This window comes from Ensifer adhaerens (assembly GCF_013283195.1).
Lineage (GTDB): Bacteria > Pseudomonadota > Alphaproteobacteria > Rhizobiales > Rhizobiaceae > Ensifer > Ensifer adhaerens_G.
Genome location: NZ_JABEKT010000001.1, coordinates 780,286 through 797,378 on the forward strand (window position 1 = coordinate 780,286; position 17,093 = coordinate 797,378).

Sequence of the window (17,093 nt, forward strand, 5' to 3'; positions counted from 1 at the left end):
GATCGCGGCGGTGCGCAGGTACGCGCCGCGATCTTCGTGTCTGAACCCGCGGTTGCGGGTATTTTTTTTGTCAACGCTGTCGACTATCTCTTCTTCAGATCGTCCTTGTATCAGGAGCAGGAGAGTTCCAATGCTTTACGCCGTATTTTGCTACAACCAGGAAGACGTGACCGCCAACTGGTCGAAGGAAGAGGACGACAAGGTCATGCGCGACCTTGCCGCCGTCCAGCGCAAATATGGCGATGCCGGCAAGCTCGGGCCGGTGGCCCGCTTGCTGCCGACCACGGCGGCGACCACCCTGCGTCATAGCCCCAGCGAAACTGTCGTGATCGACGGTCCGTTCGCCGAAACGAAGGAGCAGCTGCTCGGCTTCTATGTGGTCGATTGCGCGTCGCTCGACGAAGCGCTCGACTTCGCCCGCGAACTGAGTGCTGCCAATCCTGCAACCGGCTCCTATGAAATTCGTCCCCTTGCCATCTACAAGCCAAGTGAGCTTCCCGCATGACAGACACGACCTGGATCGACCTCGCACTTGTTTCCGCTCGGCCGCAGGCAATGGGCGCGCTTCTGCGCTATTTCCGCAATCTCGATACGGCCGAGGAAGCATTTCAGGAGGCCTGTATCCGGGCATTGAAGGCGTGGCCGAAAAGCGGCCCGCCGCGCGATCCGGCCGCCTGGCTGATCTTCGTCGGCCGCAATAGCGGCATCGACAAGGTACGCCGCCAGTCGCGCGAGACCGCGCTGCCGCCAGAGGAATTGCTGTCGGATCTCGAGGATCAGGAGAGCGATCTGGCCGACCGGCTGGACGGCTCGCACTATCGCGACGATATCCTCAAGCTCCTGTTTGTCTGCAGCAATCCGGTTCTGCCGGCAACGCAGCAGATCGCGCTGGCGCTGCGCATCGTCTCCGGCCTTACGGTCAAGCAGATTGCCCGCGCCTTCCTCGTCGGCGAGGCGGCGATGGAGCAGCGCATCACCCGGGCAAAGGCCCGCGTCGCTGCCGCCGGCATCGAATTCGAAACGCCTGATGCGGCCGATCGCTCGGAGCGGCTGGCGGCCGTCGCAACGATGATCTACCTGGTCTTCAACGAGGGCTATTCGGCGATGAACGGGCCGGACAGCGTCTCGGCCGATCTTTGCGAGGAGGCGATCCGGCTCGCGCGGCTGCTGTTGCGGCTGTTCCCCTCCGAGCCTGAAATGATGGGGCTGACGGCGCTGCTCCTCCTGCAGCATTCACGCTCGCGTGCGCGCTTCGATGCTGATGGCGGCATCATCCTGCTCGACGATCAGGATCGCAGCCTCTGGAAGAAGCCGCTGACCACCGAGGCGCTGGCGATGATCGACAAGGCCGTGCGCCATCGCCAGCCCGGTCCCTACCAGATCCAGGCGGCGATCGCCGCGCTGCATGCGCGGGCGACGCGCCCTGAGGAAACCGACTGGGAAGAGATCGACCTGCTCTACCAGGCGCTGGAACGGTTGCAGCCGTCACCGGTGATCACGCTCAACCGCGCGGTTGCGGTGTCGAAGCGGGATGGGCCGGAGGCAGCCCTCGCATTGATCGAGCCACTTGCCGAAAAACTCGCAAGCTATTTCTACTTCCATGGGTTGAAGGGGGCGCTGCTGAAACAGGCAGGCCGGGTCCGCGAGGCGCGCGTCGCCTTCGACCGTGCGATCGCCCTTGCCACCAACGCCGCAGAAGCCTCCCACATCCGCATGCAACTCGATCATCTGTGCAAGGATGAGTGCGACAAAGACCTCGCAAAAGAAAAAAGATAAAAATCCTGTCGGCGGTTGTCGGAACCGTCGCTGCAACTTCGTCCTTGGAATGAACCCGCTGACGGAGTTGCTAAAATGACCATTGTCACTGAAATCAAAGCCGCCGACGACTGCGAACTGGTCATCACCCGCCTGATCGATGCGCCGCGTGAACTCGTCTACCGCTGCTGGACCGATGCCGAACTCATGAAGAAGTGGTTCGCACCGTCACCCTGGACGACGCCGGAGGCAAAACTCGACGTGCGCGCCGGCGGCGCCAACCGCATCGTCATGCGCTCGCCCGAGGACTATCCCAACCTCGGGGTCTATCTCGAAGTGGTGCCGAACGAGAAGCTGGTGTTCACCGATGCCTTCACGGGTGGATGGGCACCCTCCGACAAGCCGTTCATGGTGGTGACCATCACCTTCGAGGATGTCGGCGCCCAGACCCGCTACACGGCGCGTGTCCGCCATTGGTCCGTCGAGGATCGCGACGCGCACGAAAAGATGGGCTTTCACCAGGGCTGGGGCCAATGCGCCACCCAGCTCGAAAGGGCAGCCAGGCAACTTTGAAATCCGCCGCGTGAAGCTGCGGCCCTCACGCCATCAGCATAGGGAAAGGAGACCCACCATGTCCGTGATCGACAACAAGAGTGCTGCCGTCGCCGAAATCCGTGCGGTGATCGACGATTGGGCGGATGCCCTGCGCGTGAAAGATGCCAAACGCGTTATCGCGCATGGTACGCCCGACTGCGTGCTTTTTTCGCTGGCGCCGCCGCTGAAGACCATCGATGCCGGCGAGGCCGGGCTTCAGCAGTGGTTTGCCTCCTGGCGTGGGCCGTTGGGCTATCGTTTCGAGGATCTCGATATCTCGGCCGGCAGCGACGTCGCTTTCGTCTCGATGCTGACCGAGCTCTCTGGCGAGAAGATCGATGCGGGCAAGATCTCGGTCTGGTTCCGCCAGACCCTCGGTTTGAAGCGCCTGGCTGCCGGCTGGAAGATCGCCCATCAGCACGAGTCCGTGCCGTTCTACATGGATGGCAGCCTCAAGGCGGCCGTCGATCTCAACCCGGCGTCTGCGGTCGACTGGCAGGCGCCGGCATCGCCGCCGATGCCGGGCCCGATCGCCTATCTCTGCGTCGAGGATGCGGCCGCGACCGCCGATTTCTACACACGCGCCTTTGCCGCGACCGATGGCGGACGCATGCTCGCCGAAGACGGCAAGCGGCTCGTGCACTGCCACCTGACGATCAACAACGGTGCCTTGATGCTCAACGACCCGTTCCCGGAACATGGCATGCCCTATGCCGAGCCGCAGGGTGTCGTGCTGCATCTGGTGGTCGAGGACGCGCAATTCTGGTGGGACCGGGCAGTGGCCGCCGGCGCCGAGGTAACGATGCCGCTTGCCGTCGCCTTCTGGGGCGATCTCTACGGCCAGCTGCGCGATCCCTTCGGCATCCGCTGGGGTATCGTCGGGCCGGTGAAGAAGACAGACTGAAAACGATTTGTGATAACGGGAAATGAGGAGTCCTCCCCGAATGAACACTGCGCTTGTGATGCCGGCTCGGACCGGAAAAATGGTAATTCTCGGCCGCGTGCTGAGCGGTCTGGTGATTGCATTCCTTGCATTCGATGGTGCGATCAAGCTCGTGCCGCTGGATGTAGTGACCGAGACTTTGGCGGTCCTCGGTTATCCCGCTGACGTTGGCCTTGCCCGGCTGCTCGGCGTGCTCACGCTCCTGTGCGCTCTGCTCTATGCGATCCCGAGGACATCGGTGCTTGGCGCCATCCTGCTCACTGGTTATCTCGGTGGCGCCATGGCGACACATCTGCGTGCCGACAGTCCTCTCTTCACCCACCTGCTGTTCGGCTTCTATCTCGGCGTCATCGCCTGGGCCGGTCTGTGGCTGAGAGATCGTCGGGTGCGCGCGCTGATCCCGTTCAAGACCGAGACGCAGGCTTAAGAGGGAATCGACGATGAGCAAAACGGTCAACGACTACATCGCAGGCCTTTCCGGTACGTCCGCCGACGTGGCCAAGGCGCTGCACGGCGCCATCCTCGCCGCCGGCGGCACGAAGGAAAGCGTGAAATGGGGGCATCCGATCTATGAGGCCGGTGGCCCGGTCTGCCTGATCAAGGCGGCCAAGGACTACGTAACGCTAGGCTTCTGGCGCGGTGCCGACATGCTTGACCTCGATCCGCGTCTGGCCAAGGGCGGCGGCAAGGGCGACATGGCCTTTATCAAGGTGAAGGCGCTGGGCGAGGTCGACCAGGCTCAGGTGGCGCGGCTCGTGGCCAAGGGCATCGCGCTTAATGCCGAGAAGGGCGATCCGTTCAAATCCTGAGGGACGAAACAAACTTGCGAAAGGCGCTCTGAAACAGAGCGCCTTTCTCTTGGTGGATGCAATACATCTTCGCGGGACCGCCAATTTCCCAACGCTCGCGAGGCATCATGATCCTCTACTACCAGACCCATTCCCCCTTCGCCCGCAAGGCGCTCGTCTTCGCCCACGAGGTCGGCATTGCCGAGCAATTGCAGGTGATCCATCACGAGACGAGCCCGACGCTGCGCAACGAGCAGGTCCATGCGGAAAACCCGCTCGGCAAGGTGCCGGTTCTCCTACGCCCCAATGAGGAGGCGATCTTCGATTCCGACGTCATCTGCGCCTATTTCGATACGCTGCATGATGGCCACAGGCTGATCCCCGAAGGCGGCGAGCCACGCTGGCGCGCCTTGAGACTGCAGGCCGTCGCGCAAGGCCTGGCGCAGGCAGGCATCGGGTTGCGCTGGGAAACGGATCGGCGCCCGGAAGGTCTGCGCTACCCGGCCTTGGCCGACGGCTACACCGAAAAGGTCGAACAGACCTATGACTGGCTGGAGCAGACGCTCGATGTCGACGCGCCTCTCGATATCGGCCACATCGCGCTCGCGACCACCTTGTCCTGGATGGCCTTCCGCCACCTGCCATCGTTCCGTGACCGCAAAAGGCTGGCCGATTGGTTCGATGGCTTCGAAGAAAGACCATCGATGCGGGCGACGCCGCTTTCCGGCGAGACGCACGATTAATTGTAACCCGTTGGACCGTTGCAGGCCGGGCGCCAGCGCGCCTGCAAGACTTCAGCAGGCAAGGTCGGCGACGACGGCGTCGAGGATCAGCATGCCGGAGGGGGTGCATCTCAGCCGCGAATTGCCGAGCCGCTCGATGAAGCCATGATCGATGAGGAACTGTTCGCGGTCCGGATCGGGATCGCGGCCGGACAGTGACTGCCAGCGGGCGAGATCGACGCCTTCCTTGAGCCGCAGCCCCATCAGCAGCAATTCGTCCGACTGTGCCTCAAGATCGAGGACTTCGCGCTCGACCATGCCGTGGCCATAGGTTTCGACCAGCCGCAGCCATTCCTCCGGCTTGCGTTCCGTGGCCGTTGCCACCTTCGCGCCGCCGACGCTGAGGCGGCCATGGGCACCGGGGCCGATGCCGGCATAATCGCCATAGCGCCAGTAGGTCAGGTTGTGCCGGCTTTCGGCACCGGGACGAGCGTGGTTGGAGACCTCGTAAGCCGGCATGCCGATCGACGCGGTGATATCCTGCGTCGCCTCGTACAGAACCGCCGATTGCTCGCCGTCCGGAACGATCAGCTTGCCGGCCTTGTGCAGGCCGTAGAAGGGCGTGCCCTCTTCGATCGTCAGCTGATAGAGCGACAGGTGGTCGACCGCGTAGGAGACGGCCTCCTTGAGCTCGCGCTCCCATTCCTCGACGGTCTGGTTGGGGCGGGCATAGATCAGGTCGAAGGACATGCGCGGGAAGATCTCGCGCGCCAGCCGGATCGCCTTCAGCGCGTCCTCGACATTGTGCAGCCGCCCGAGAAACTTGAGGTCCCGGTCGTTCAGGGCCTGCACGCCGAGCGAAACGCGGTTGACGCCGGCGGCGCGGTAGCCGTGGAAGCGCGTCGCCTCGACGCTCGAAGGGTTGGCCTCCATGGTGATCTCGATACCATCGGGCACATGCCATTCGCGCGCGATGCCCGAAAGGATCGCATCGACCGTGGCAGGATCCATCAGCGACGGCGTGCCACCGCCCATAAAGATGCTGGTGACGGTGCGCGGGCCGGAAAGCTCGCGCGCCTCCGCCATCTCCCTGAGGAAGGCGGCGACGAAGCGCGGCTGGTCGATCGGCTGGTGGCGCACATGGCTGTTGAAGTCGCAATAGGGGCATTTGGCCGCGCAGAACGGCCAGTGCACATAGATCCCGAAGCCGGGATCCATGCCGTCACCGATCGCCGATAGCGTGGCCGTGTGCATTGTCGCGTCTCTCATGCGGTCGATCTCGATGACGTTGGGTCGATCGACCTGGGATCATCGACAAGTTTGGTTCTCATAAACTGGAGCCGGGGCGGCAGCGGAAATCCGCATACACGTTTCCGCGTCACGCTCCAAGGCAGGTTTCGGCGAAGATCTTGAACGCGCGGGCACGGTGCGACAAGGCCTGCGCGTCACCCGGCTTCCACCCGTGTTTCTCGTCAGCGCTCATCTCGCCGAATGTGGTGTCGTAACCCTTCGGCTGGAAGACCGGGTCGTAGCCAAAGCCCTGGTCGCCGCGCGGCGGCCACACGACGTGGCCCTCGACCTCGCCGCGGAACAGTTCGACATGGCCGTCCGGCCAGGCAAGGCAGAGCACCGAGACGAAACGGGCGGTGCGTTTGTCGTGCGCGCTGGCACCCTTGTCCTGGAGAGCGTCCTCGACCTTCTGCATCGCCATGGCGAAATCGCGGCTACCGTCTTCGCGCTCGGCCCAGTTGGCGGTGTAGACGCCGGGCGCACCGTCAAGCGCGTCGATCGCCAGGCCAGAATCGTCCGAAAGCGCCGGCAGGCCCGAGGCCTTGGCCGAGGCAAGCGCCTTGATCGTCGCGTTTTCTTCGAAAGTGGTACCGGTTTCATCGGGTTCGACGAAGTTGAGGTCGGCGGCAGACTTGGCCTCGAAGCCGAGCGGGCCGATCAGGTCTCGGATTTCGCGGATCTTGCCGGCGTTGTGGCTGGCGACGATGAGCGTCTTGTCATCCAGTGTGCGCATGATGTGTCTTCTCTTAAAAGATGCGGGCGCAGGGGCCACGTTTCATTCGATGGACCAGAGGCCCGGTTCCGCGCATTCGAGGCTGTTGCCGGCCGGATCGCGAAAATAGAAGGACCGCGCACCGTTCGGCCAGGCAACATCGGCCTCGATCGCGACGCCCGCCGTTTCCAGCCTGGACTTCCATGCGTCGAGCGCCTCTCGTGCGACGCGGAAGCACATATGGCCCTGGCCGGTGGTCCCGTGCGGCGGCACCTGCAGGGCGGCATCCGGCGAGGGCGGCTTGATCGTCTCCGTCGGATTGAAAACCAGCAGAACGCCCGTGCCGCAGCGGAAGAACACATGCCGATTGCCGGCGCGCGTGATCTTTTGCAGCCCGAGCACACCGCCGTAGAAGGCCTCGGCGCCATCGAGATCCGGCGCGTAGAGCGCAGTCTCGAGAATGCCTTCGAGCGCCGGGGCCATCATTTCCGTCCCTTTTGTCAGCCTGATATCGCCTGCTTCTGCAGCGCGACCAGTTCGGCAATGCCGGTCTTTGCAAGTCCGAGCAGGCCTGCGAATTCCTCTTCCGAGAAGGGCTTGCCCTCGGCCGTTCCCTGGATTTCGACGATGCCGCCGGTTCCGGTCATGACGAAATTCGCGTCGGTCTCGGCAGCGGAGTCTTCGAGATAGTCGAGGTCGATGATCGACTGGTTGGCGAAGATACCACAGGAAATGGCGGCGACGTGGTCCTTCAGGACCTTCTCCACCTTCACCATGTTGCGGGCTTCCATCCATTTCAGGCAGTCGTGCAGAGCCACCCAGGCGCCGGTGATCGAGGCCGTGCGCGTGCCGCCATCAGCCTGGATGACGTCGCAGTCGATCGAGATCTGGCGTTCGCCGAGCGCCGGCAGATCGACGACGGCGCGTAGCGACCGGCCAATCAGGCGCTGGATCTCCTGGGTGCGGCCGCTCTGCTTGCCGCTCGAGGCTTCACGGCGCATGCGCTCGCCGGTGGCGCGCGGCAGCATGCCGTACTCGGCCGTCACCCAGCCCTTGCCGCCATTGCGCAGCCAGGCCGGAACCTTTTCCTCAAGGCTGGCGGTGCACAAGACGTGCGTGTCGCCGAACCGCACCAGACAGGAGCCTTCCGCGTGCTTGGAGAAATTGCGCTCGAACGAAACCTTGCGCATTTGGTCGATTTTTCTGCCGGATGGCCGCATCATCAAACTCCTATCGTATCTGGTGAGCCTTCTAGAGCATGGCAGAGGTAAAGGGAACCGGTGGATACTAGGCGACCGGGGCGATTTTTCCCTTTTGCTATCGGCCGCGGGGATCACTATATTTCCGGCGGCAGGATTGGCCTGCGAACATGGAGCGACATGGTACTGCGCAATCCCGGAGTGACCGATATCGCGGCGGCGCTGGACGAGCGTTCCGGTGAAATCTTCCGTCGCATCGTCGAAACCTATTTGAACAACGGCGAACCGCTCGGCTCCCGCAACCTTTCGCGGTTGCTGCCGATGTCGCTGTCGCCGGCTTCCGTGCGCAATGTGATGAGCGATCTCGAAGATCTCGGGCTCATCTATTCGCCGCATGTCAGCGCCGGTCGCCTGCCGACGCAGACGGGCCTGCGCTTCTTCGTCGATGCCTTCATGCAGGTCGGCAATCTCTCGGCCGAGGATCGTGCCTCGATCGACCGCCACGTGCGGCGCAGCGACCATACCCAGCCGGTCGACACGCTGCTGGCAGAGGCGAGCCAGATGCTGTCGGGCATGTCGCGCGGCGCTGGCCTTGTCATCACCGCCAAGAACGATCCCGTTCTCAAACATGTCGAATTCATCCGATTGGCGCCGACCAAGGCTCTCGCCGTGCTCGTCGGCGAGCACGATCAGGTCGAAAACCGCATCATCGAGCTTCCTGCCGGCGTGACGAGCTCACAGCTGACGGAGGCCGCGAATTTCCTCAACGCCCATCTCGCCGGCCAGACGATCGGCGAGGTGCGCTCGCAGCTTGAAACGGTCAAGCAGACCGTGCGCAGCGAACTCGATGCGCTGTCGCAGGATCTGGTCGAGCGCGGGCTGGCGATCTGGTCGGGCAGCGAGGGCGATGAAAAGCCGGCACGGCTGATCGTGCGCGGCCGGGCGAACCTGCTCGAGGGTCTGGAGGGAACCGAGGATATCGACCGCCTGCGCATGCTGTTCGACGACCTGGAAAAGAAGGACAGCCTGATCGAATTGCTCGATCTCGCCGAAAGCGGGCCGGGGGTGAGGATCTTCATCGGTTCGGAGAACAAGTTGTTTTCATTGTCCGGTTCTTCGCTGATCGTTGCGCCCTATCGCGACAGTGAGGATCGGATCGTCGGCGCCGTCGGCGTCATCGGTCCGACGCGGCTCAACTATTCGCGCATCGTGCCGATGGTCGACTATACCGCGCAGCTGATGTCGCGGCTTTCGCGCTGAACGAGCGCTTTTGGCCGCAGACAGCATTGAACCCTTGATTTTTCGGCCCTAAACCTCGATATCGGCATCAAATCCAGTCACTGGGCATTTTCTCGCCATGCGGCCATCGTTGCGCGCGGGTGTGAAAATGCGAAAGACACGACAGACGATACACCGGAGAACGTCATGACCGACGAAACAAACAAGCACGGACACGAAGCTGCCGCCAACGACGAGGCAGACAACGCTACGCCCGAGGTTGTGGAAGCAGCGCCGGTTGCCGAACCCGATCCGCTGGAACTTGCCAGAGCCGAGAACAACGACCTGCGCGACAAGTATCTGCGGCTCGCCGCCGAAATGGACAACCTGCGTCGCCGCACCGAGCGCGACGTCAAGGATGCCAAGTCCTATTCGGTCGCAGGCTTTGCCCGCGACATGCTGGCCGTCTCCGACAATCTGCGCCGGGCGCTCGATGCCATTCCGGCGGAAGCCAAGGAAGCCGGCGAAACCGGCCTCAACGCTCTGATCGAAGGCGTCGAGATGACCGAGCGCGCCATGCTGTCGGCGCTCGAGCGCCACGGCGTGAAGAAGCTGGAGCCGGAAGGCCAGAAGTTCGATCCGAACTTCCACCAGGCCATGTTCGAAATCCCGAACGCCGATGTGCCGAACAACACGGTACTGCAGGTCGTCCAGGCCGGCTACACCATCGGCGACCGCGTCCTGCGTCCGGCCATGGTCGGCGTGTCCAAGGGTGGCCCGAAGGCCGCCGCGACAGAGGGCGACAGCCCGGCGGCCTGAGCTGCAGTCTGATCTGTTTCAACGCCGCGCGTCCCTTAGGACGCGCGGCGTTTTCGTTTTCGGCGGTCCCGGCGATGCAGGCCGGTATCAGCCAAACAGCTGCCGCAGGTGGTCGTTGAGGAAGCGTCCCTCCGGGTCAATTTTTGCCCGCAAGGCTCGGAAGTCGCCGGCGCGCGGATAGAGCGCTGTCACGTCGTCGGCGCCGAGGAAATGCAGCTTGCCCCAATGCGGTCGCGATCCGTACTGGCGCAGGATCGTGTCGACATCCTTCAAGTACTCCCAGTAATCCGTGCCCGGTTCGCCCGAGACCGATAGCGTGATCGAATCCTGCTCGTAGAACGGGCTGATCCAGCCGGTGTCGCCGGCCGTGAAGCGATACTCGATCGGGTAGATGCAGGTCGGATGCTTTTCCAGCATCAGCTTGCGCACGGCTTTGACGGCATCCTTGCCGTGGGCGACGGGCACCGCATATTCCAGCTCGTGGAAATTCGGAACGTATTCGATCGGATAGATCTCCGAGGAATAGGCGATCTTCTCGAAGCCCTCCTCCATCGGCGGCCGGTCGGTGATGTCGATCACCTTCATCTCGCAGACATCAGAGGTCTTGTCCGTCGTCGACACCGACGCGGTATCGGGCAGGCAATAGCAATGCCGGCTTTCGGGCACCGGGCACCAGAAGAAGCCGAAGTGCCGGTGCCTGGCGGCGAGTTCGTCGTGCTGCTCGATCATCTCGTCGAAAGTGCAGCGCCAGAGCTTTTCATGCAGGTTGTAGCTGTCCATCGCCTGCAGCGTGATCTCGGAGATGACGCCGAGCATGCCGATCGAAACACGCGCCGCCTCCAGGAGGTCGGGCGTGGTCTCGTCCACGACGAGAACGCTGCCATCCGGCTGCACGAGCCGCATGCCGACGATCTGCGAGGCCATGTTGCCGAGCGTGGCCCCGGTGCCATGGGTGCCGGTGGTGAGCGCGCCCGCCAAGGCTTGGCTGTCGATGTCACCCTGGTTGATGAGCGAGAGACCGTTCGACTTCAGGACCTTGCCGAGCTGGTTGATGGTCGTGCCGGCCTTGACGGCGACACGTTTGCGCGCCTGGTCGATATTGACGACGCCCTGCATGTTCGAGAGCGTCAGATGCAGCCCGCTGGTCAATGCCACCGGCGTAAAGGAATGGCCGGAGCCGGCGCAGCGGACGTTGAGCCCCTGCGACGTTGCCTCGCGGACCATCTCGGCGAGCGCCGCCTCGCTCTCCGGCGCGCCGCGCTGGCGCACGATGCATGATTGATTTCCGACCCAGTTACGCCAGTGGCCACCTGATTGAAGCATGTCTTTTCCTCCCCTCAGACCGCTGTGAAGCAATTGTCGACGAACAGATGCGTGCCGTTGACGAAGCTCGCCTCGTCGCTGGCAAGAAACAGTGCGGCGTTCGCCACTTCCTTCGGGTCGCACATGCGGCCCTGCTGGGCGGTAATCGCTGCCTCCGACACGTCGACGCCGTATTTGCTGAGACCGACCAGTTCGCGCTTGCCGTGATCGGTGGCGATGAAGCCGGGGCAGACCGCGTTGCAGCGGATGCCGCGGTCGCGGAATTCGACGGCGATGGCGCGGGCAAACATGTGGCAGGCGCCTTTGGTCGTATCGTAGAGAACCTCCATCGGCGTTGCGGCAACCGCCGAGATCGACGAGGTGCACACGATACTGCCCCCACCGGCGGCGAGCATGCCCGGCAGTACCGCCTTGGTCATCAGGAACATGCTGCGCACGTTGACGGCCATCAGCCGGTCCCACTCGTCCTCTTCCGTTTCGAGGAAGGGGCCGACTGCCAGGATGCCGGCGTGATTGAAGAGAACGGTGATCGCGCCGAAGGCCGCCTCGACCGCCTTGACTGCGGAACTGACCTCTGCCGAGACCGAGACATCCGCCGGCGCAAAGATCGCCTCGCCGCCGTTCGCACGGATGGCGGCGGCCACCTCTTCGCCTTTGCTGCGCGGCAGATCGACGATGCCGACCTTCGCACCTTCACGGGCGAAGAGTTCGGAGGCGGCAAGGCCGCAGCCTCCGGCCCCACCACTGATCAACGCCACTTTTCCCGAAAGCCGGCCTGCCATCGCATCCCCCTTGCGCTCAAGCGCCACACGGTCTCATGCGGCGATCTCTGTCCTCATGGGATGGATTATTGTTGACGAAGTAGGGGCTGTCGATATCCCATGGGGGATACGCGGGCAGGGGGAGAGTTCGACGCGCATGCTGGCTCGGGAATCGGCCGATATTTCGGCCCTGATCGGATTGATCGGAACGCAGGATTTCGGCGGCGCGCTCGACCGCATGCTGCGCTCGGTGGCAAGTTTCGACCTCTCGGTCGCCTTCGCCTATCCCTATGACAAAAGGCCGATCGTGCTGCATGACGGTTATACGGCGAAGGTGTCCGCCAGCGCGCTTTCCGCCTATCTCGGCGGCGCCTATCTGCTCGACCCGTTCTATGTCGCCTGTAGCGGCGGTCAGCCACCGGGGCTGTGGCGCATGCGCGAGCTTGCGCCGGACCAGTTCTTCCATTCGGATTTTTCAAGTTCGGCCGAAGTGCATCCCTGCATCTCGATGGAAAGCGGCGTTCTGGTCGAGGAGATCGGTTTCGTCATTCCGCTCGATGACCAGGTCCAGGCGACGTATTCGCTGATGCGCGGTCGCGGCGCCGCGCCGTTCACCGACGCCGAGCTGGCGAGCCTGAGGATCTACGAGCCGATCGTCAGGGAGGCCGTGCGGTCGAACTGGCGCCAGCAGAGTGAAGTCGTCGCGGCGGCACCTCGGGACGACGACGCGATCGAGACCGCGTTCGACAGTCTCTGTGCCGACCGCCTGACCCGGCAGCAGCGCAACATCGTGCGGCTGATCCTGCGGGGGCATAGCAACCTGTCGATCGGCAAGACGATGAACATCGCCGAAGGAACCGTCCGCATTCACCGCAAGAACATTTACCGCCGGCTCGGTATTTCGAGCCAAGGCGCCCTGTTTCGGATTTTCATAGATCATCTGAACCGCCGGCAGATTTACTGACGGCCAGATTTACTGACCGCAGGTGCGGTGGTTGCTCAGGCAGCGTGCGAGGTCGTGTCCTCGTTGAGCAGCGTGTAGATCGCGTTGGCGGAATCGCTCGATCGGATCTTTGCCACCATATCGTGGTCACGCAGCACTCGGGCGATGCGCGAGAGTGCCTTGAGATGGTCGGCGCCGGCGCCTTCGGGCGCAAGCAGCAGGAAGACGAGGTCGACAGGCTGGTCGTCGAGGGCTTCGAAATCCACCGGCGTGTCCAACCGGGCAAAGATCCCGATGATCGACGGCAGGTTGTTCAGCTTGCCGTGGGGAATGGCGATGCCGTTGCCGACCCCGGTGGAGCCGAGCCGTTCGCGCTGCAGGATGACATCGAAGATTTCGCGCTCTGGGAGCCCGGTGATCTTTGCCGCTTTTGCCGCCAATTCCTGAAGGAGCTGTTTTTTCGAGTTGGCCCTCATGGCCGGGATGATCGCATTTTGGTGCAGTAGACCTGCCAATGCCATTCTTTTGTCCTCGTTCGCCGGTTAGAGCCGGACAACATCATCACAAATGCGTCGCAATGGCTCTAACCATCTTTGTCTTGGCGGGTCCCATGCACAGAAAAGTCGTATTTTCCGGCCTGTCCGCTGATTGAAGTGGAGGGAACGCCGGCACACCGGCGCTCCCCTTTTCCACTCATCCCTTGATATTGGCAGCGTCAATCCAGCCAATGTTTCCGTCGTTGCGTCTGTAGACGATATTCAACTCTGCCTTGCCGGGCGTCCGGAACATCAGGACAGGCTCGTCCGTCATGTCGAGCGCCATCACAGCGCTCGCGACAGACATCGTCCTCAATTGTTTCGAACTCTCGGCAACGATCGTCGGTGCGTAATCCTCGGGGACTTCATCATCCTCGAACGGCACCGAGTCCATCACTGTATAAGCCACCTCGGTACCTTGACCATTACCGTTGTGGTGGTCCTTGAGCTTGCGCTTGTAGCGACGAAGGCGCTTTTCGATGCGCTCCGACGCTGCGTCAAAGGCAGCCTGAGGGTCGTTCGCCTGTCCGCTCGCCTGCATAACCACGCCCGTATCGAGATGAAGCTTGCAGTCGGCGCTAAATCGCGGCCCAGACTTTTCCACAGTGACCTGGCTTGAATATCCTCCGTCGAAATATTTGGTAACGGCCTGCTCGATCTGGTCGCCAATGCGGGCGCGGAACGAATCGCCGATTTCCATTTGTTTACCGGATACACGCACACTCATGGAGTTTCCTCTCTATTTCGTGATTTGCGCAGCCAGTCTATTCCAAGCGCCCCCGTCATCCAAGCCTTTCACGCTTGCGGAAGCCTCTGTGTCGCACCTGCCGGTCGTACCGGCCGCTCGAGGAAGACCGTGTCCTCGGCAATTGCGGCGGGCTCATATCCCCTGCGTCGCGGAGAGTCAATCGAAGGTCGCAAAAAAGTTAACGCGCCTTAACTTAAAGGCGGCTCTTTTGATGGGTTCAGAAGCCCGACACCTTGGCCATCGCCCGCTTTTCCCGGCGTCGCTGGACGGAGGAGGGGATGTTCATCGCCTCGCGGTATTTCGCAACCGTACGGCGCGCGATATCGATGCCGGCTTGCTTGAGGCTGTCGACGATATCGTCGTCGGACAGCACGGCGTCGGCCCTTTCCTCATGGATCATCGTGCGGATGCGATGACGCACGGTCTCGGCCGAATGGCTGTCGCCGCCCTCGGCCGAGCTGATCGAGACGGTGAAGAAATATTTCAATTCGAACAGCCCGCGCGGCGTCAGCATGTACTTGTTCGAGGTGACGCGGCTGACCGTCGACTCGTGCATCTTGATAGCGTCCGCGACGGTTTTCAGGTTCAAGGGCCGCAGATGCCCGACGCCGTGGACGAGGAACGCGTCCTGCTGACGAACGATCTCGGTGGCGACCTTCATGATCGTCTTGGCGCGTTGATCGAGACTGCGGGTGAGCCAGTTGGCGGTCTGCAGGCACTCGTTGAGAAAGGCCTGGTCGGCGCTGTTCTTTTCGGTGCCGCGTGACACTGACGTGAAATAGGCCTGATTGACGAGGACCCTCGGCAGGGCGTCCGGATTAAGCTCTATGAGCCAGGTTCCATCAGGTGCTGCGCGCACGACGATATCGGGAACGATTGCTTCGCTGACGCTGGTCTCGAAGCTCGTTCCCGGCTTCGGGTCGAGTTTGCGGATCTCGGCCAGCATGTCGATCAGGTCTTCTTCGTCGACGCCGCAGATTTTCTTGAGACTGGCGAAGTCGCGCCGCGCCAGAAGCTCCAGGTTGGCGACGAGAGCCTCCATCGCCGGATCGAGGCGATCGCGAAGGCGCAGCTGGATGGCGAGACATTCGCTGAGCGTGCGCGCAAACACGCCTGGCGGGTCGAACTGCTGCAGGGTAAGGAGGACGCGCATCACGTCGGCATCATCAGCGCCGAGGCGTTCGGTGACCTCGCCGAGGTCGGCCTGGAGATAGCCTGCCTCGTCGAGCTGGTCGATCAAGTGCTGGGCGATCAGCCGATCGGATGCGGCGGAGAGCGCAAAGGGCAGTTGCTCCAGCAGCGTCTCGCGCAGACTTTTGCGACTGGCGACGAAGTCGTCGAAATCGTAGTCGCCGCCTTCGCCGCTGCCGGGCATGGACTTCCATTGGCCGAGCAGTTCCGGCGCGTCGGCGCGTTGTGGCGCTGTGTCGTCCTGGTAGATGTTGCCGAAGTCCGCGTCGAGCTGTTCGTTGAGCCGCTCGCCCCCGGTTGCCATGGCGTTGTCGTAGAGGTCTCGCTGGCCGGGCGCTTCCTCCGCTCCACCGAAATCGTCGCCGGATCCGGATGTCGGCTCTTCGCGGCTGCCGTGTTCGGAACTGCCGCCGAAGTCGTCGTCATTGCCCTGAAGCTCGAGCAACGGGTTCTTCTCGACTTCCTGCGCGATGAACTGGTTGAGTTCCAGATGCGTCATCTGCAGCAGCTGAATCGATTGCATCAGCTGCGGGGTCATGACCAGCGACTGGGACTGGCGCAGATGAAGGCTGGCCGACAATGCCATGCGGACCTGAAACTCCCGACGAAATCTCCACCGGACGCGTCATTGGACGGTCCGGTTTTTCATTTGGCCCAAAAATTGCTTATTGGAGGGGTTTGGTCAAGCGCGACCGTGGCCGAGATATCGGATTCGCCCACGGATCACGTCAAAGGCTGAAATTATCGCCGAGATAGAGCCGGCGCACATCCGGATTCGTGACGATATCGTTGGCGCGGCCGTGGGTCAGCACTTCGCCGGCATGGATGATATAGGCCCGGTCGATCAGGCCCAGCGTCTCGCGCACGTTGTGGTCGGTGATCAGCACCCCGATGCCGCGCGACGTCAGATGGCGCACCAGTGCCTGGATGTCGGCAACCGAAATCGGATCGACGCCGGCAAACGGCTCGTCGAGCAGCATGAAGGTCGGGTCGGTCGCCAGCGCCCGGGCGATTTCAAGGCGTCGCCGCTCGCCGCCGGAAAGGGCGATGGCCGGCGACTTGCGCAGGTGCGTGATGTTGAATTCGCCGAGCAGGTCGTTGAGCTTGCTCTCGCGCCGCTCGAGGTTCTTGTCGTGCACTTCGAGCACGGCGCGAATGTTGTCCTCCACCGTCAGCCCGCGGAAGATCGAGGCCTCCTGCGGCAGGTAGCCGACGCCGAGGCGGGCGCGGCGATACATCGGCATCGTCGTGACGTCGTTACCGTTGATCTCGATCGAGCCTTCGTCGACCGGCACCAGGCCGGTGATCATGTAGAAGCAGGTGGTCTTGCCGGCGCCGTTGGGGCCGAGCAGGCCGACGGCTTCGCCGCGGCGAACGACCAGCGACACGCCGTTGACAACGCGCCGCTCGCGATAGGCCTTGGTCAGGCCACGGGCGATCAGCGTGCCGTCGTAACGCGCCTTGTCGACCGCATGGCCGGCGACGGCAGGCGTTGCAGCCGACGGCTTGCGGACGCGCTTGCGCTTGTGAAGGAAGGGGAGTTGCACGAGC

20 protein-coding genes are annotated in these 17,093 nt (G+C 62.8%); 10 read left to right on the forward strand and 10 right to left on the reverse strand.

From position 1 onward, the window contains the following. Positions 1 to 130: 130 nt before the first annotated feature. The 7 genes from LPJGGPFB_RS03670 (at position 131) to LPJGGPFB_RS03700 (ending at position 4,823) form a co-directional block, all read left to right on the forward strand. Positions 131 to 505: a YciI family protein gene (locus LPJGGPFB_RS03670; protein ID WP_173418789.1), complete on the forward strand. Its 375-nt coding sequence runs from the start codon at positions 131 to 133 to the stop codon at positions 503 to 505. Further along, a complete protein-coding gene (locus LPJGGPFB_RS03675) occupies positions 502 to 1,776 on the forward strand; it encodes an RNA polymerase sigma factor (protein ID WP_173418790.1) in 1,275 nt (424 codons plus the stop codon). Before LPJGGPFB_RS03670 ends, LPJGGPFB_RS03675 begins: the two co-directional genes overlap by 4 nt. 75 nt (positions 1,777 to 1,851) lie before the next feature. Continuing rightward, the gene (locus LPJGGPFB_RS03680; RefSeq protein WP_173418791.1) at positions 1,852 to 2,328 is read left to right on the forward strand and encodes an SRPBCC family protein; all 477 of its coding nucleotides are present in this window, start codon (positions 1,852 to 1,854) and stop codon (positions 2,326 to 2,328) included. 58 nt (positions 2,329 to 2,386) lie between these two features. Next, positions 2,387 to 3,253, forward strand: coding sequence for a nuclear transport factor 2 family protein (locus tag LPJGGPFB_RS03685; protein ID WP_173418792.1), 867 nt, complete (start codon positions 2,387 to 2,389; stop codon positions 3,251 to 3,253). Positions 3,254 to 3,293: 40 nt separating this feature from the next. After that, positions 3,294 to 3,719, forward strand: a complete 426-nt coding sequence (locus LPJGGPFB_RS03690) for a DoxX family protein (RefSeq protein ID WP_234902761.1) — start codon at positions 3,294 to 3,296, stop codon at positions 3,717 to 3,719. 13 nt (positions 3,720 to 3,732) lie between these two features. After that, positions 3,733 to 4,101 (forward strand): DUF1801 domain-containing protein, encoded by a 369-nt coding sequence (locus LPJGGPFB_RS03695; RefSeq protein ID WP_173418793.1) that lies wholly within the window; start codon positions 3,733 to 3,735, stop codon positions 4,099 to 4,101. A 107-nt stretch (positions 4,102 to 4,208) separates the two neighbouring features. Next, the gene (locus tag LPJGGPFB_RS03700) at positions 4,209 to 4,823 is read left to right on the forward strand and encodes a glutathione S-transferase family protein (protein ID WP_173418794.1); all 615 of its coding nucleotides are present in this window, start codon (positions 4,209 to 4,211) and stop codon (positions 4,821 to 4,823) included. Positions 4,824 to 4,874: 51 nt separating this feature from the next. On the opposite strand, the gene hemW is transcribed toward LPJGGPFB_RS03700, so the two are convergent. The 4 genes from hemW to rph all read right to left on the reverse strand — a co-directional run bounded on the left by hemW (position 4,875) and on the right by rph (position 8,024). Further along, positions 4,875 to 6,056 carry a radical SAM family heme chaperone HemW gene (gene hemW / locus LPJGGPFB_RS03705; protein ID WP_173420942.1) on the reverse strand — a complete coding sequence of 394 codons (1,182 nt, stop codon included), beginning with the start codon at positions 6,054 to 6,056 and terminating at the stop codon, positions 4,875 to 4,877. 124 nt (positions 6,057 to 6,180) lie between these two features. Then, the gene (gene rdgB / locus LPJGGPFB_RS03710) at positions 6,181 to 6,825 is read right to left on the reverse strand and encodes an RdgB/HAM1 family non-canonical purine NTP pyrophosphatase (RefSeq protein WP_173418795.1); all 645 of its coding nucleotides are present in this window, start codon (positions 6,823 to 6,825) and stop codon (positions 6,181 to 6,183) included. A 42-nt stretch (positions 6,826 to 6,867) separates the two neighbouring features. After that, complete coding sequence (locus tag LPJGGPFB_RS03715; protein ID WP_173418796.1) at positions 6,868 to 7,287, reverse strand: VOC family protein; 420 nt, start codon at positions 7,285 to 7,287, stop codon at positions 6,868 to 6,870. A 17-nt stretch (positions 7,288 to 7,304) separates the two neighbouring features. Continuing rightward, a complete protein-coding gene (gene rph, locus LPJGGPFB_RS03720) occupies positions 7,305 to 8,024 on the reverse strand; it encodes a ribonuclease PH (protein ID WP_173418797.1) in 720 nt (239 codons plus the stop codon). Positions 8,025 to 8,183: 159 nt separating this feature from the next. Between rph and hrcA the strand changes: the two genes are divergently transcribed. After that, entirely contained in the window at positions 8,184 to 9,263 is a 1,080-nt protein-coding gene (gene hrcA, locus LPJGGPFB_RS03725; protein WP_173418798.1) for a heat-inducible transcriptional repressor HrcA, read from the forward strand. 165 nt (positions 9,264 to 9,428) lie between these two features. Further along, complete coding sequence (gene grpE, locus LPJGGPFB_RS03730) at positions 9,429 to 10,040, forward strand: nucleotide exchange factor GrpE (RefSeq protein ID WP_173418799.1); 612 nt, start codon at positions 9,429 to 9,431, stop codon at positions 10,038 to 10,040. An 87-nt stretch (positions 10,041 to 10,127) separates the two neighbouring features. Here the strand turns inward: grpE and LPJGGPFB_RS03735 are convergent, their stop codons facing one another. Together LPJGGPFB_RS03735 and LPJGGPFB_RS03740 are read right to left on the reverse strand one after the other, a co-directional pair. Beyond that, complete coding sequence (locus tag LPJGGPFB_RS03735) at positions 10,128 to 11,363, reverse strand: D-arabinono-1,4-lactone oxidase (RefSeq protein WP_173418800.1); 1,236 nt, start codon at positions 11,361 to 11,363, stop codon at positions 10,128 to 10,130. Between the two features lie 14 nt (positions 11,364 to 11,377). Beyond that, positions 11,378 to 12,145: an SDR family NAD(P)-dependent oxidoreductase gene (locus tag LPJGGPFB_RS03740; RefSeq protein WP_173418801.1), complete on the reverse strand. Its 768-nt coding sequence runs from the start codon at positions 12,143 to 12,145 to the stop codon at positions 11,378 to 11,380. Between the two features lie 136 nt (positions 12,146 to 12,281). Here LPJGGPFB_RS03740 and LPJGGPFB_RS03745 point away from each other — a divergent pair, with 136 nt between their 5' ends. Then, entirely contained in the window at positions 12,282 to 13,088 is an 807-nt protein-coding gene (locus LPJGGPFB_RS03745; protein WP_173418802.1) for a response regulator transcription factor, read from the forward strand. A 35-nt stretch (positions 13,089 to 13,123) separates the two neighbouring features. On the opposite strand, the gene ptsN is transcribed toward LPJGGPFB_RS03745, so the two are convergent. The 4 genes from ptsN to lptB all read right to left on the reverse strand — a co-directional run bounded on the left by ptsN (position 13,124) and on the right by lptB (position 17,089). After that, the gene (gene ptsN / locus LPJGGPFB_RS03750) at positions 13,124 to 13,588 is read right to left on the reverse strand and encodes a PTS IIA-like nitrogen regulatory protein PtsN (protein ID WP_077503002.1); all 465 of its coding nucleotides are present in this window, start codon (positions 13,586 to 13,588) and stop codon (positions 13,124 to 13,126) included. 172 nt (positions 13,589 to 13,760) lie between these two features. Beyond that, entirely contained in the window at positions 13,761 to 14,330 is a 570-nt protein-coding gene (gene hpf, locus LPJGGPFB_RS03755) for a ribosome hibernation-promoting factor, HPF/YfiA family (protein ID WP_077503001.1), read from the reverse strand. A gap of 238 nt (positions 14,331 to 14,568) precedes the next feature. Continuing rightward, entirely contained in the window at positions 14,569 to 16,128 is a 1,560-nt protein-coding gene (gene rpoN / locus LPJGGPFB_RS03760; RefSeq protein ID WP_173418803.1) for an RNA polymerase factor sigma-54, read from the reverse strand. A gap of 142 nt (positions 16,129 to 16,270) precedes the next feature. Further along, complete coding sequence (gene lptB / locus LPJGGPFB_RS03765; protein ID WP_173418804.1) at positions 16,271 to 17,089, reverse strand: LPS export ABC transporter ATP-binding protein; 819 nt, start codon at positions 17,087 to 17,089, stop codon at positions 16,271 to 16,273. Positions 17,090 to 17,093: the final 4 nt, after the last annotated feature.